Annotated in this window: 13 protein-coding genes; 7 read left to right on the plus strand and 6 right to left on the minus strand. The window is 68.9% G+C overall.

Annotated features, from left to right (window positions below; genetic code table 11):
• Positions 1–77: 77 nt before the first annotated feature.
• Positions 78–317, minus strand: a complete 240-nt coding sequence (locus EV653_RS32900; protein ID WP_134108718.1) for a mycoredoxin — start codon at positions 315–317, stop codon at positions 78–80.
• A 100-nt stretch (positions 318–417) separates the two neighbouring features.
• Between EV653_RS32900 and EV653_RS32905 the strand changes: the two genes are divergently transcribed.
• The gene (locus EV653_RS32905) at positions 418–2,535 is read left to right on the plus strand and encodes an ATP-dependent DNA helicase UvrD2 (protein ID WP_202871929.1); all 2,118 of its coding nucleotides are present in this window, start codon (positions 418–420) and stop codon (positions 2,533–2,535) included.
• Here EV653_RS32905 and EV653_RS32910 read toward each other — a convergent pair.
• Positions 2,532–3,482, minus strand: a complete 951-nt coding sequence (locus tag EV653_RS32910) for a YihY/virulence factor BrkB family protein (RefSeq protein WP_166679644.1) — start codon at positions 3,480–3,482, stop codon at positions 2,532–2,534. The two genes, EV653_RS32905 and EV653_RS32910, sit on opposite strands and share 4 nt — an antisense overlap.
• Before the next feature lie 428 nt (positions 3,483–3,910).
• On the opposite strand from EV653_RS32910, the gene EV653_RS32915 reads away from it, so the two are divergent.
• Both EV653_RS32915 and EV653_RS32920 read left to right on the plus strand, forming a co-directional pair.
• On the plus strand, positions 3,911–4,108 hold the full coding sequence (locus EV653_RS32915) for a hypothetical protein (protein ID WP_134108721.1): 198 nt from the start codon (positions 3,911–3,913) through the stop codon (positions 4,106–4,108).
• A 149-nt stretch (positions 4,109–4,257) separates the two neighbouring features.
• Positions 4,258–4,545 carry a WhiB family transcriptional regulator gene (locus EV653_RS32920; RefSeq protein ID WP_131285495.1) on the plus strand — a complete coding sequence of 96 codons (288 nt, stop codon included), beginning with the start codon at positions 4,258–4,260 and terminating at the stop codon, positions 4,543–4,545.
• A gap of 318 nt (positions 4,546–4,863) precedes the next feature.
• Here the strand turns inward: EV653_RS32920 and EV653_RS32930 are convergent, their stop codons facing one another.
• Positions 4,864–5,388, minus strand: a complete 525-nt coding sequence (locus EV653_RS32930) for an NUDIX hydrolase (RefSeq protein ID WP_134108723.1) — start codon at positions 5,386–5,388, stop codon at positions 4,864–4,866.
• An 18-nt stretch (positions 5,389–5,406) separates the two neighbouring features.
• Here EV653_RS32930 and EV653_RS41415 point away from each other — a divergent pair, with 18 nt between their 5' ends.
• The gene (locus tag EV653_RS41415) at positions 5,407–5,574 is read left to right on the plus strand and encodes a hypothetical protein (protein ID WP_166679645.1); all 168 of its coding nucleotides are present in this window, start codon (positions 5,407–5,409) and stop codon (positions 5,572–5,574) included.
• A 1-nt stretch (position 5,575) separates the two neighbouring features.
• Here the strand turns inward: EV653_RS41415 and EV653_RS32935 are convergent, their stop codons facing one another.
• On the minus strand, positions 5,576–6,361 hold the full coding sequence (locus EV653_RS32935) for a DUF899 domain-containing protein (protein ID WP_134108725.1): 786 nt from the start codon (positions 6,359–6,361) through the stop codon (positions 5,576–5,578).
• Positions 6,362–6,448: 87 nt separating this feature from the next.
• Here EV653_RS32935 and EV653_RS32940 point away from each other — a divergent pair, with 87 nt between their 5' ends.
• Positions 6,449–7,915 carry an MFS transporter gene (locus EV653_RS32940; RefSeq protein ID WP_134108727.1) on the plus strand — a complete coding sequence of 489 codons (1,467 nt, stop codon included), beginning with the start codon at positions 6,449–6,451 and terminating at the stop codon, positions 7,913–7,915.
• On the opposite strand, the gene EV653_RS32945 is transcribed toward EV653_RS32940, so the two are convergent.
• Positions 7,902–9,215 (minus strand): ABC1 kinase family protein, encoded by a 1,314-nt coding sequence (locus EV653_RS32945; protein WP_134108729.1) that lies wholly within the window; start codon positions 9,213–9,215, stop codon positions 7,902–7,904. The two genes, EV653_RS32940 and EV653_RS32945, sit on opposite strands and share 14 nt — an antisense overlap.
• 94 nt (positions 9,216–9,309) lie before the next feature.
• On the minus strand, positions 9,310–9,468 hold the full coding sequence (locus EV653_RS41420; protein ID WP_012922897.1) for a DUF5679 domain-containing protein: 159 nt from the start codon (positions 9,466–9,468) through the stop codon (positions 9,310–9,312).
• 523 nt (positions 9,469–9,991) lie between these two features.
• On the opposite strand from EV653_RS41420, the gene EV653_RS32950 reads away from it, so the two are divergent.
• Positions 9,992–10,528 carry a M48 family metallopeptidase gene (locus tag EV653_RS32950; RefSeq protein WP_134108731.1) on the plus strand — a complete coding sequence of 179 codons (537 nt, stop codon included), beginning with the start codon at positions 9,992–9,994 and terminating at the stop codon, positions 10,526–10,528.
• A gap of 512 nt (positions 10,529–11,040) precedes the next feature.
• Positions 11,041–13,245: an MMPL family transporter gene (locus tag EV653_RS32960; RefSeq protein ID WP_134108733.1), complete on the plus strand. Its 2,205-nt coding sequence runs from the start codon at positions 11,041–11,043 to the stop codon at positions 13,243–13,245.
• Positions 13,246–13,320: the final 75 nt, after the last annotated feature.

A 13,320-nucleotide genomic window follows, 5' to 3' on the forward strand; every position in this document is an offset into this window, starting at 1 on the left:
ACGTAGTTCATCGCAAGGTATAACGGTCATGACCGTAAAGTCCATAACTCAGGCGATATGACCTGAGCCGGGGTGGTTCAGGCGGCGAGCTTCTCCGCGACCTGCGCCAGCGACGGGTTGGTCATCGCGGTGCCGTCGGGGAACACCACGGTCGGGACCGTCTGGTTGCCGTTGTTGATCTTCTCGACCAGCTCGGCGGCGTCCGGGACCTGCTCGATGTCGACCTCGGTGAACTCGATGCCGGCTCGCTTGAGCTGGCCCTTGAGTCGGTGGCAGTAGCCGCACCAGGGGGTCGAGTACATGGTGAAAGCCGACATCGGCGGACTCCTTGAGGAGTGGGAGGGGTTTATGTCGGGCCGCCCGTCTAGGGTGGCCTTCGACGTATTCGAACCATGCCGTAGGTGGTGCTGTTCCCGCGTGTCTCAACCCGTGAGCGACCTCACACGATCTGCTTCTGCCGAGGGCCTGCTGGAGGCTCTCGATCCGGAGCAGCGGGCCGTCGCGTCCGCGCTGCACGGGCCGGTCGTGGTGATGGCCGGCGCCGGGACGGGCAAGACGCGGGCGATCACCCACCGGATCGCGTACGGCGTGCAGACCGGGACGTTCGACCCCGTCCGCGTGCTCGCGGTGACGTTCACCCAGCGGGCGGCGGGGGAGATGCGCGGGCGGCTGGCGCAGCTCGGCGTCCAGGGCGTCCAGGCCCGCACGTTCCACTCCGCCGCCCTCCGGCAGGCCCGCTTCTTCTGGCCGAAGGTGTACGGCGGGGAGCTGCCGCCGATCGCGGACCGGAAGTTCCCGCTGCTGACCGAGGCCGCGTCCCGCTGCCGGGTCCGGGTGGACACCCCCGCGCTGCGCGACCTGGCCGGTGAGGTCGAGTGGGCCAAGGTGAGCAACGTCCGGCCGGACGACTACGCCCGCCTGGCGCCGAAGTCGTCCCGCACGCTGGCTGCGTTCGACCCGCCGACGATCGCGCGCATCTTCGCGGCGTACGAGGACGTGAAGCTGGAGCGCGGGCGGATCGACCTGGAGGACGTGCTGCTCTGTGCGGTCGCGCTGCTGGCCGAGGACGAGCGGGTGGCCGCGGAGATCCGGCGGCAGTACCGGACGTTCGTCGTGGACGAGTACCAGGACGTCTCGCCGCTGCAGCAGAGTCTGCTCGACCTGTGGCTGGGCGGCCGCGAGGACGTGTGCGTGGTCGGTGATCCGGCGCAGACGATCTACTCGTGGGCCGGCGCCGAGCCGGAGAACCTCGTGCGCTTCGCATCCCGGCATCCGTCCGCCACGGTGATCAAGCTGGTCCGCGACTACCGCTCGACGCCACAGATCGTCGACGTGGCGAACAAGATCCTCGACGCGGCCGGTCCGACCGGCCTGCCCGGCCGGGTGACGCTGCGATCGCAGAAGGAGGCCGGTCCGGCTCCGGTCTACCGCGAGTACTCCGACGAGGTCGCGGAGGCGGACGCGGTGGCACGAGCGGTCCTGAAGCTGCGGGACGAGGGCGTGGCGCTGCGCGACATCGCCGTACTGTTCCGGACCAATGCGCAGTCGGAGAACTTCGAGCAGGCGCTGGCCGAGCGGAAGATCCCGACCGTGCTGAAGGGCGCGGAGCGGTTCTTCGAGCGGGCCGAGATCCGCCAGGCCGCCGTACTGCTGCGGGGGCAGGCCAAGGCGGGGGACCTGTCGGACGACCTGGTGACGACGGTCACCGGCGTACTGGCCGGAGCTGGGTGGACGCAGGAGCCGCCGACCGGGACAGGCGCGGTCCGGGACCGGTGGGAGTCGCTGAGTGCGCTGGTGACGATGACCTCCGACTTCGCGGCCGAGCATCCGTCCGCCGGGCTGGCCGACCTGATGGCCGAGCTGGACCGGCGGGCGTCGATCCAGCACGCGCCGCTGGCCGAGGGGGTCACACTGGCGACCCTGCACGCGGCCAAGGGGCTGGAGTGGGAGTGCGTCTTCATCGTCGGGGCGCACGAGGGGACGCTGCCGATCACCTACGCCCAGACCCCAGCACAGGTGGAGGAGGAGCGTCGGCTGTTCTATGTCGGTGTGACGCGGGCGAAGCAGCAGCTGTCGATCAGTTGGTCCACGTCCCGCTCACCGGGCGGCCGCGGGACCCGCGGTCCGACCCGCTTCCTCGACCCGATCGGCGTCCGTACGGCGCGCACCGAGTGGACGCCGTCGTCGCCCACCAGCTGGGAGCGCTCGTCGAGCGCGCCACGCTCCAGCCGCCCGATCCCGAAGTGCCGGGTCTGCGGCCGCGGCCTGCTCGACCCGGGCGCTCGCAAGCTCGGCCGCTGCGAGGACTGCCCGTCCAAGATCGACCAGAAGCTGTACGACGCCCTGATCGAGTGGCGCACCGAGCAGGCCGAGTCCGAGCGGATGCCGGCGTTCGTGATCCTCACCGACGCCACGCTGACCGCCATCGCCGAGACGCGCCCGGAGGACGCGCAGGCGCTCCGCCAGATCCCCGGCATCGGCCACACCAAGCTGGCCAAGTACGGCGAGAAGATCCTCAACCTCTGCACCCGCTAGTCCGGGACCGAGTCGGCCTTCACCGCGCCGCGCTGTCCCAGCGGCTGCGGCTCACCGGTCGTACTGTCGCGGATCGTCTGCTGCTCGGACTCCGCGTTGATCTCCGCGCCGAGGAGTATTGCGTACGCCGTGAGCCACAACCACAGCATCAGGACAACCACGGCCGCCAGGCTGCCGTAGGTCTTCGCGTAGTTTCCGAACGTCTGGACGTACAGCGAGAAACCGACCGATGCGATCAGCCAGATGACGGTCGCGACCGTCGCGCCGACCGACACCCAGCGCAGCCTCGGTGCGTCACGGTCGGGGGCCACGCGATAGATGATCGCCAACGCGACGCTGATCAGCGCCAGCGCGAGAACGAAGCGAACCGCCACCAAGGCGTATCTGATCGGCGTCGCCACGTCGTCCCCGATCGCGGCGCCGGCGGCGAACAGGGTGACGGCGAGCAGCACGAAGACGATGGCGCCCAGGGTCAGGCCGAGCGCGAGCAGCTTCCGGCGGACGAACCCGCGGCTGTCCTCCTCGTCGTACGCGAGATTGACCGCGGTAACGAGGTAGCCGACGCCGCCGGAGGCACTCCACAACGCCACCACGATCGCGATCGCGAACCCGATGCCGAGGCTCCGGGGCGGCGCGGACGTCAGGGTGTCGATCTGTTGGAGCAGAAGATCCCGCCCGGACGCCGGCATGGCCGCGGCCAGGTCTTCGGCCTGGTTCCGGATCTGCACCGGGTCGGCGATCAATCCGTACGCAAGGACGGCGGCGACCATCGCCGGGAACACCGAGAGGAAGGCGAAGAACGCCACTCCGGCAGCAAGCAAAGGCACCTGGTCGGCCTTCGCCTCGGCCCACGCCCGCCGGAGGATCTGCCACCACCCGCGCGCCGGAATCTCCCTCGGCCTCTCGGCCTCGCCGCCTGGGACTGCTGCGCTCTGTTCCTTCGCCACGCCACCCCTCACTCGCTCCCCAGGTCGCCCCTGCGGGTACCCGGTGGCCAGGGCAGGAACACCCGGCCGCCGGCATCCGCTTGAGCGCAGGACTAAATCTCTTGCCAGGCACGGGATCCGGGGCGCACCCTGGAGGACGTGCCGCGTTCTGCTCCTGGCAGACGTGGCAGTTAGGTGACAGAGGCAACGATCCCGGAGCGTGCGGATGGCGTCCCGGAGCGTGCCGGAAGGCTGTGCCGGCAGCTAGATCCGGTCGTCGCAGCGGCAACTTCCGGCCAACTTCGCGAACTGGCGATAAATAGTTTGCGGGCTCCGACGCGGACGGCGTACTGTTCTTTCTGCGGTCGAAGCCTGGCCGAAAACTTCAAACAACCATAGCGATCGAGCTAACCGCCCGCTTCGCAACAACGAGAGGAGGTGCCCTGGAAATGATCACCAACACGGTCAAGAAGCCGTTCAGCGACGCTGCCGCGCTGCCGTGCGCCCCGATTCAGGGTGCCTCGCCGCGTCTGCACGTCGCGACCGTTGTGCTCATGGCTTCCGGCTTTGCCCAGATCAAGGGCGGAGCTGTCGGCGATGTGAAGTTCGGCGGTTCGGGTTCTCGAGCATGGAGTCCACCGGTCTGACAAGCGTCAGAGCCGGCACCTCCAGGCCGCGGAACCCACCAAAGGGTCCCGCGGCCCTTTTGTTTGTCCACAGATTTGGCGATTACCAACCGGTAATCGTCACCGACGACAAGAGACCAGCATCCAAAAGTCACTGGGAGGTGACCGGAATGAGCGTTAGCTTCCTCGATGTCTTCACCGAGGTTGCAACGTCGCAGGACCTGCCCTGTCGGTCCTACGCGCCAGAACTCTTCTTCGCCGAATCGCCGGCGGACGTCGAGTACGCAAAGTCTCTCTGCACGACCTGCCCGCTGAAGGCCGAGTGCCTGGCCGGAGCGCTCGAGCGTTCCGAGCCGTGGGGAGTGTGGGGTGGCGAGCTGTTCGTCCAAGGTGTGGTGGTTCCGCGCAAGCGGCCCCGTGGGCGTCCCCGCAAGAGCGACACCGTTACCGCAGCCTGAACGACACCCAACCATCCGAAACGAGTCCGAACGATGACGACCCAGACTTTCTCTAGGAGCACCGAAATGCATTTACTCAATGAAGATCTCGCCCGTGCTCACTGTCGGGCTTCACTGAAGGCCGCAGAGCAGAACCGGCGCTTCCGCCTCGCTCACCAGATCGAGAAGGCGCAGAAGCAGGCCGAGCGGGCAGGCCGGCGAGCTGAGAGGGCCAGCGCACGTGCGCGCCTCGCACTCGCCCGCCTCGTCTGATCCACCCAGCATCACCAGCCTGACCAGCTGAAACCGAGGGGCGGCACCCACAGGGGTGCCGCCCCTTCAGCGTTCCTGGATCAGCAGCTGCTGCAGCCCGACCAGCGTGATTCCGCTGACGATCTCGTGTCGCGCGATCATCCCGGGTACGTCGTCCAGCGGGATCCACTCGATCCGGTCCGACTCGTTCCGCTCGGTCGGCTCCCCGATCCGAACCGCCGTACGGGCACGGAACACGAAGTGCCGGGAGTCCATGATCCCGGCGGCGGGCTCCGACCGGATCAGCTCGGTGAGCCCGTCCGCCCGCCACCCGGTCTCCTCCTCGAGTTCCCGCGCCGCCGCGGCCTCCGGGCTCTCACCGGCCTCGATGATCCCCATCGGCAGCTCCCAGGCCCACGTGTCGGTCAGGAACCGATGCCGCCACATCAGCAGCACGTGTTCATCCCGGGTGACGACCGCGGCGGCGATGTCCTTCAGCCGTACGGCGTGATAGTCGAACCGCCTCCCGTCGGGTTGCTGGACGTCCAAGCGCCGTACGCTCAGCCATCGATTACCCCAGACCTCGGCCTCGCCGTGAATCAGCCATCGCACCCGGTGCAGACTAGTGCCATGGCGAGTGCTACCTGTGCGTTGTGTGGTCAGCAGGCGGAGTCGGAGGACGTGCCGCTGACCTGGATGACCTCGATCGAGGACGGCCGCAAGCTGTTGTACTGCGACCGCTGTGCCCGGGAGAACGTCCGCAGCATCGAGGGCAAACTCGACTCGGTCTACTGGTGAATCAGTACTGATCGGGGACCCGCATCGCGGGTCCGCCGACGTGCAGCCCGAGCGGCTCCGCGCGTCCCTTCGGCTCCTCCCACGCCTCCTGCCGGCCGAGAACGGTCAGATCGAGGTACCGGTAGCAGTTGTGGAAATCCTCGATGCCACGTCCGAACGTCGAGTACGTGTGGAACACCTCGTCGTCGACCCGCAGGAACGTGCTGATCCCGGGCAGCTCCTCGCCGTTCATATCGGCGGTCCAGGGCCCGCCTGACCACGGCGTACCCTTCTCGTTCGCCAGTTGCTCCTGCGTGCGGAAGTGCAGCAGCACCGGCGCGACCCGGTCGTCCAGCGTGGCGTGGAAGTCGTAGTTGAAGTCGCTCCCGTACGACGAGAACCACGGGAACGTCCAGCCCAGCCGCTCCTTGAACGCCGCGATCTTCGGGTACGGCGCCCGCGACACCGCCACGAGCGACGTGTTGCGCACGTACAGCTGGCGAAGGTTGCCGATCTCGTCGGCGGCGGACGAGCAGCTCGGGCATCCCTCGTCCCAGTCCGGGCCGAACATGAAGTGGTGGATCACCAGCTGGTCCCGCCCGTCGAACAGGTCCAGCAGCCCGACCTCGCCGTTCGGCCCCTCGAAGACGTACGGCTTGTCCATCCGGACCATCGGGAGCCGCCGGCGCACGGCGTTCAGACGGTCGCGCGCCCGCGTGACCTCCTTCTCCAGCCTCAGCAGCTCCAGACGGGCGGCGAGCCAGTCCTCCGGCGCAACGATCTCGGGCAGGTTTCCGAACGTCGTCATCGTTCGAAGATAGTCCCGGTCGGTGTCGATACCAGACCGGTCCACTCGACGCAGTAAGTGACAGCACCCCTGCGGAAGGACCGGATCATGACCATCGAGGCCGACATGGTGGCGACCAGCAGACGGCAGTGGATCGCGCTGGGTGTCCTGTGCCTCGCCACGCTGCTGGTGTCACTGGACCTGTTCGTGATGCTGCTCGCGGTCCCGGCCGTGACCAAAGCCCTCGGCGCCACGAGCAGCCAGCAGCTGTGGATCCTGGACGTGTACGGGTTCATGGTGGCCGGCCTGATGATCACGATGGGCACCCTCGGTGACCGGCTCGGTCGCCGTCGGCTGCTGCTGATCGCGGCTGCCGTGTTCGGGATCGCCTCGGTCGTCGCGGCGTACTCGGTCAATCCCGGCATGCTGATCGGGGCTCGCGCGGTGCTCGGCATCGCCGGCGCGGCGATCGCGCCCTGCACGCTGTCCCTGATCTCCACGCTGTTCCCGGACGAGCGTCAGCGGGCGAAGGCGCTCGGCGTCTGGGCCGGCTGCTTCACGGTCGGTGCGGTGGTCGGCCCGATCGTCGGCGGCGTCCTGCTCAACCACTTCTGGTGGGGCTCGGCGTTCCTCATCGGCGTACCGGCGATGGTCGTGCTGCTGGTCGTAGGGCCGTTCCTGCTCCCGGAGTACCGCAACGAGAAGGCGGGGCGGATCGACATACCGAGTGTGCTGCTGTCGCTGGCGGCGATCCTGCCGGCGATCCACGGTCTGAAGCACCTCGCCTCGCACGGCGCCGGTGTGCAGTCGATCGGCGCGCTGGTGGTCGGTGTGGTGTTCGGCTGGATCTTCGTACGGCGGCAGCGTCGCCTGGACGACCCGCTGGTCGACGTACGGCTGTTCACGCGGCGGACGTTCAGCGTGACGCTCGGGAGCATGCTGGCGTTCTCGATGCTGTCCGGTGGCGTGATGGTGTTCGTGGCGCAGTATTTCCAGCTGGTCCAGGGGATGACCCCGCTGGCCGCCGGGCTCGCACTGGTCCCGGGCATGCTGACGACGACCGTCGCCTTCCAGGTGGCGCCCCGGCTGGCCCAGCGGATCCGGCCGAGCGTGCTGATCCCGGCGGGGATCGCGTTCACGGTCCTCGGCATGGTCATGATGTCGCAGGCGACGTCCACGACGGTTCTGGCGATCGCCTTCGCGATCCAGTGCGTCGGCCCGGCGCCGCTCGTCACGCTCGGCACGAACCTGGTCATCGGCTCGGTGCCGCCGGAGAAGGCCGGCTCGGCCGGTGCTCTGACGCAGACCAGCAACGAGTTCGGCTACTCGCTCGGCATCGCAGTACTGGGCAGTGTGGTGACTGCGGCGTACCGCGGCCACATGGACGGCCGCGGCGGCAACTCACTGGGCGAGGCGATCGCCCAGGGCGCCACGGGGGACCTGCTGGACCAGGCGCGCGACGCCTTCACCAGCGGTCTCCACCTCGCCGCAGGCATCACCGCAGTGGCTCTGGCGGCCGTCGCGGTCCTGCTGGCCGTCACGCTGCGCGCGATCCCGGCCCTCAGTCGTCGGTGAAGCCGGGCAGGAGCTCCTCCAGCACGGTGCGGAACGGGGCTTCCGCCTCGAGCTGCGACAGTACGGCGATGCCGCCGATCCAGACGCGGTGGATCAGCAGGTACGACGGGGGCAGGTTGAGGCGAAGAGCGAGCGACGCGTTGGGAGACCGGAAGTCACCGGTCCGGTTCGCCTGCGCGCGCATCCAGGCCCGGCTGAACTGGAACGTTTCCTCGCGCGCCGGCTCCGCGAACGGCGCCAGGTAGTCCATCAGCTGCTCCGGGTCGATCTCCATCCGCGGCTTGATGAAGCCCTCGGCCTTGAGCCCGTCCCGGACCGCCTCGCCGTCGCCCTTCAGCGAGATCCGCAGCAACCGCCCGATCGCTGGCGGCAGGCCGTCCGGGAGCCGCGCGCACAGCCCGAAATCGACCACGCCGAGCCGCCCGTCGGCCATCACCCGGAAGTTCCCCGGATGCGGATCCGAGTGCAGCAGACCGGCGTACTTCGGCCCGCTGAACATGAACCGGACGTACTTCAGGCCGATCGCGTCCCGCTCCTCCTTGGTGCCGTCGGTGATGTACGACGACAGCGGGCGGCCCTCGATCCACTCGGACACGATGACCGTGGGGGAGTGCTTGATGACCCGCGGTACGACGAACTCCGGGTGGTCCTTGAACGCATCCGCGTACTGCTGCTGGGCCTGTGCCTCGCGGTCGTAGTCGAGCTCCTCGCCGATCCGCTCCTGGAGCTCCGCGACGAGCGGCTTCACCTCGAGACCAGGGACCACCGCGCCGATCGTCCGCGCGAACCGTCCGAGCTGCCTGAGGTCCGACCGGAGCGCTTCCGCGGCGCCCGGGTACTGCAGTTTGACCGCGACCTCGCGGCCGTCCTTGAGCCGGCCGCGGTGCACCTGACCGATCGACGCGGCCGCCGCGGGCAGGTCGTCGAACTCCTCGAACCGGTCCCGCCAGCGCTTGCCCAGCTCCCGCGACAGGATCGTGTGCACGGTCGAGGCCGGCATCGGCGGGGCGGAGTCCTGCAACTTGGTCAGGGTCGCCCGGTACGGCGCCGCGAGCTCCTCCGGCATCGCGGACTCCATCAGGCTGAGCATCTGCCCGAACTTCATCGCGCCGCCCTTGAGCTCACCCAGGACGGCGAACAACTGATCGGCCGTCCGCCGCTGGAACTCGGCGAACACGGCCTCGGCGGGAGCGCCGCCGATGCGCTTGCCCAGGCCGACCGTCGCCCGCCCGGCGGCACCGAGGGGGAGGCTGGCAAGTTTCGCGGTCCGGCTCAGCGCTTTGCGAGGAAGGTCCGACACACCTCCATTCTGTCCGGTCGCCCAAGCCGGGACGCACCAGGGGCGGTGCCCGGCACAGACAGCGTGCCGGGCACCGCCCCTACGACGTGGTGCGTCAGGCCTTGCCGAGGATCCGGTTCAGGTTCGTACCGCACTCGGGGCACTTGGCCTTCGCCATGCGCGTGCCCTTGTCGTTGACCTTGACCTCGCCGTCGGCGGTGCGCTTGGCCTTGCACTTGACGCAGTAGAACTCGCCGCTCCAGGTCTCTGCCATGAGGGCCCTCTCCTTGCTTGAATTCCAGCCCGGGGTCTCGCCCCGGGCAGTCGTTGGATGCTGAACGGCAGACCGTCCTGCCGTAGGCCGTGCGGCCCAGTCGGGATTCACCCTACGGCCTCCTGGCGCAGGCTCAAGCGCACCTCACGGTCAGCGCGCCGCCTGAATCCCGGGGGGAAAGCCCTTACCGAAACTTTCGCCGGCACGGAACAGGCTCCCGGTGATCCGCCTCCGGAGCAGCTCGGCTTCCCCTCCGAGCGGCCCCGGAGGCGGTCCGGGAGCCTGTTGCAGATGACGCTAGGAGGCGACGGCCGTGCAGGCAAGCCCGCGTTGTCCACGCCTGTGGATAACTCTGTGCGCAACCTGTGGGGCGCGCCGCCCGACGCTGTGGACGGGCGGGGGAACAGGATGTGAACAACGCGGGTCAGCAGGTTCAAGATCTGGCACCTGACCTGCGGAAACGCCGATGCACAGGATGTGGACCGAAGAAAGTTGTCGGATTCGGGGGGTACATTTTTGAGCCATGGCCGACTCCCCACCGCGCCCGATCCCGCCGTACGTGGATATCCGGCGCAGCAAGCGCCGCAAGCGCACGGTCAGTGCGTACCGCGACGGTGAGCGGGTGGTCGTGCTGATGCCCGACCGGTTGTCCGCCGCCGAGGAGGCGCGCTGGGTCGAGACCATGCTGGCGCGGCTCGAGAAGCAGCGCAGCCGGTCGCGCGTGTCGGACGAAAAATTGTTGGCCAGAGCACACGAACTCGCGTGTCGTCACCTCCCAGAAGTGCCCGAACCTGCGTCTGTGAGGTGGGTTTCGAACCAAAACAGACGGTGGGGATCCTGCACTCCGGCGGACAGATCCATCCGTTTGTCGACCAGATTGCAGTCGATGCCGGCCTGGGTCGTCGACTACGTGCTGGTCCACGAGCTCGCTCATCTGATCGAGCCGACCCACAACGCCACCTTCTGGGACCTCGTCCACCGATACCCGAAGGCCGAGCGCGCCGAGGGATACCTCGAGGGCATCTCCGCCGCCTCCTCCCTAAACCTCGACGACTTCTAACCCCACCACCCCACCAACGCCCCACCCCGCGCCCCGCCCCCGCGCCCCGCCCCCGCGCCCCGCCCCCCGCGCCCCGCCCCCCGCGCCCCGCCCCCCGCGCCCCACCCCCCGCGCCCCGCCCCCCGCGCCCCGCCCCCCGCGCCCCACCCCCCGCGCCCCACCCCCCGCGCCCCCCCCCCGCGCCCCACCCCCCGCCCCCGTCGCGCCCCGTCGCGCCCCCGCCCCGCCCCCGTCGCGCCTCGGGCGGCGCTCGCCGGCGACTTTGAGCACCGGCCAACCGTTTGTGCGTCCCCGAAGTGGTTGGTGGGTGCTCAAAGTGGGGTTCCGGAGGGGCGATCCGCGCGCTCGTACGGCGTACGGGAAAGGGTGGGGTAGGGCTAGCCCCAGGGTCGACTGGGTGGCTTCCTCCATGGCCGGGACCGGTCCCGGCCGGTCAGGCTTTTGCCCGTAGCCAGCGTCACGCCAGGAGCGCTGGGTGGGGTGCCCGAGGGGGCGCAGAGGGGCAGGGAAGCATGGCCAGGGGACAGATCACGGTACGGGCGGCGCGCTGGAGTGCCACCCATCCGTGGCGGGCGATCGCGATGTGGGTTGTCGTCGTGGTCGCGTGTTTCGCGCTCGGCTCGATCACCGGAACCAAGGAGTCGAAGAACGAGGGCGATATCGGTGAGGTGACCCGGGCGGACAACATCGTCAAGTCCGGCAACTTCGACGACCCGGACGTGGAGAGCGTGCTGATCACGGCGCCGTCCGGACAGCTCGACCAGACCGCGGCGACCAAGGCCGCCGGCGTCGTGATCCAGCGCATGCGCGCCCTCGGTGGGGTCGCGGAAGTGGCGCAGCCGATGCCGTCGCCGAAGAAGGAGGCGGTGATCGTCAGGGTCACCCTGAAGGACGCCGCCGAAGGGGCCGACGCCGATGCGCGGGTGCAGCCGTTGCTCGACACCACCGCCCAGGTGCAGAAGCAGTATCCGGATCTCCGGATCGAAGAGGTCGGTGGACTGTCCATCGACAAGGCGCTCAACGAGACGCTGGGCAAGGACTTCAAGCGGGCGGAGATGTTCAGCCTGCCGGTGACGCTGGCGATCCTCTTGATCGCGTTCGGCGCACTGATCGCCGCGTCGGTGCCGTTGCTGCTCGCGCTGTCCGCAGTAGCAGCAGCGATCGGCTTGGCGGCCGCGGCATCACAGCTCGTACCCGCGGTCGACGCGGTCAACAGCGTCATCCTGCTGATCGGTATGGCGGTCGGCGTCGACTACTCGCTGTTCTATCTCCGGCGTGAGCGCGAGGAGCGCGCCAAGGGTCGTGGTCACGTCGACGCGGTCGAGATCGCCGCGGCGACGTCGGGACATGCGGTCGTCGTCTCGGGTACGGCGGTCATCATCTCGATGGCGGGGCTGTTCCTCGCTCGCGATGCGGTCTTCTCGTCCTTCGCGGTCGGCTCGATCCTCGTCGTCGCGGTTGCCGTCGTCGGTTCGCTCACCGTGCTCCCCGCCGTACTGGCGAAGCTCGGTCGGTGGGTCGATCGGCCGCGGATCCCGCTCGTGTGGCGGTTGACGGCATCGAAGGGCCAGCCGCGGTTCTGGCCGACAGTGCTGAAGCCGGCGCTGAAGCACCCGGTCGCCACGCTGCTCATCGCCGTCACCGCGCTGCTCGCGGTTGCCTCGCCGGCGCTGGGGATGCAGTTGAAGTTCCCGGGCACCGAGGATCTACCCCGGACGACGTCGGTGATGAAGGCGTACGACCGGCTCACCGCGGCGTTCCCGAGCACGGGCACGAGCCACGAGGTCGCCGTACGGGCGCCGGCCAATCAGGCGCCTGCGGTCAAGGCGGCGCTGGCCGACCTGATGCAGCGCACGAAGGACGACAAGCTGTTCGCGGCGGACGGTCTTGAGGAGCCGCGGGTCTCCAAGGACGGCACGGTGACGACGCTCGAGGTCGCCACGCCGTACGAGGGTGGCAGCCAGCAGGCTCGGGACTCGCTGACCAAGCTGCGCAAGGAACTGATGCCGGAGACGGTCGGCAAGGTGCCGGGCGTGGAGTACGCCGTCGGCGGGTTCGTGGCCGCGGACGTCGACTATGCGGCGCACACGCGGGAGAAGTTGCCGCTGGTGATCGGGTTCGTGCTGCTGCTGACGCTGATCGTGATGATGGTGACGTTCCGCTCGGTGGTCGTCGCTGTGACCGCGATCGGGCTCAACCTGCTGAGCGCGGGAGCGGCGTACGGCGTCGTCACCGCGGTCTTCCAGAACACTTGGGCCGAAGGGCTGCTGCACTTCCGGTCGAACGGCGCGGTCGTCAGTTGGCTGCCATTGTTCCTCTTCGTGGTGCTGTTCGGTCTGTCGATGGACTACCACGTGTTCGTCGTCAGCCGGATCCGTGAGGCCGTACTGCGGGGCGTTCCGACCAGGCAGGCTGTTGCCGAGGGCATCACCGGCTCGGCCGGCGTGGTGACCAGCGCGGCGGCGGTGATGATCGGGGTGTTCGCGGTCTTCGCCACGCTGAGCACGCTGGACATGAAGCAGCTCGGAGTCGGTCTGGCGGTCGCGATCCTGATCGATGCGACGATCATCCGCGCAGTCATCCTGCCAAGCGCGATGATCCTCCTCGGTGACACCAACTGGTGGGCCCCGAAGTGGCTACGGGGCAAGCGCCCCAAGCACGGCTCGCCACTCCCGCCGGCACCGGAGGAGGAACGCGAACTGACTCCCGTCGGCTGACGACAACTCAGCTGCGGGCCCGACGCCCCACCCGAAACGCTTCGGGTGGGGCGTCCGCGTCGTGGAGGATGGGTC

It is taken from the genome of Kribbella pratensis, assembly GCF_004365355.1.
Classification (GTDB): domain Bacteria; phylum Actinomycetota; class Actinomycetes; order Propionibacteriales; family Kribbellaceae; genus Kribbella.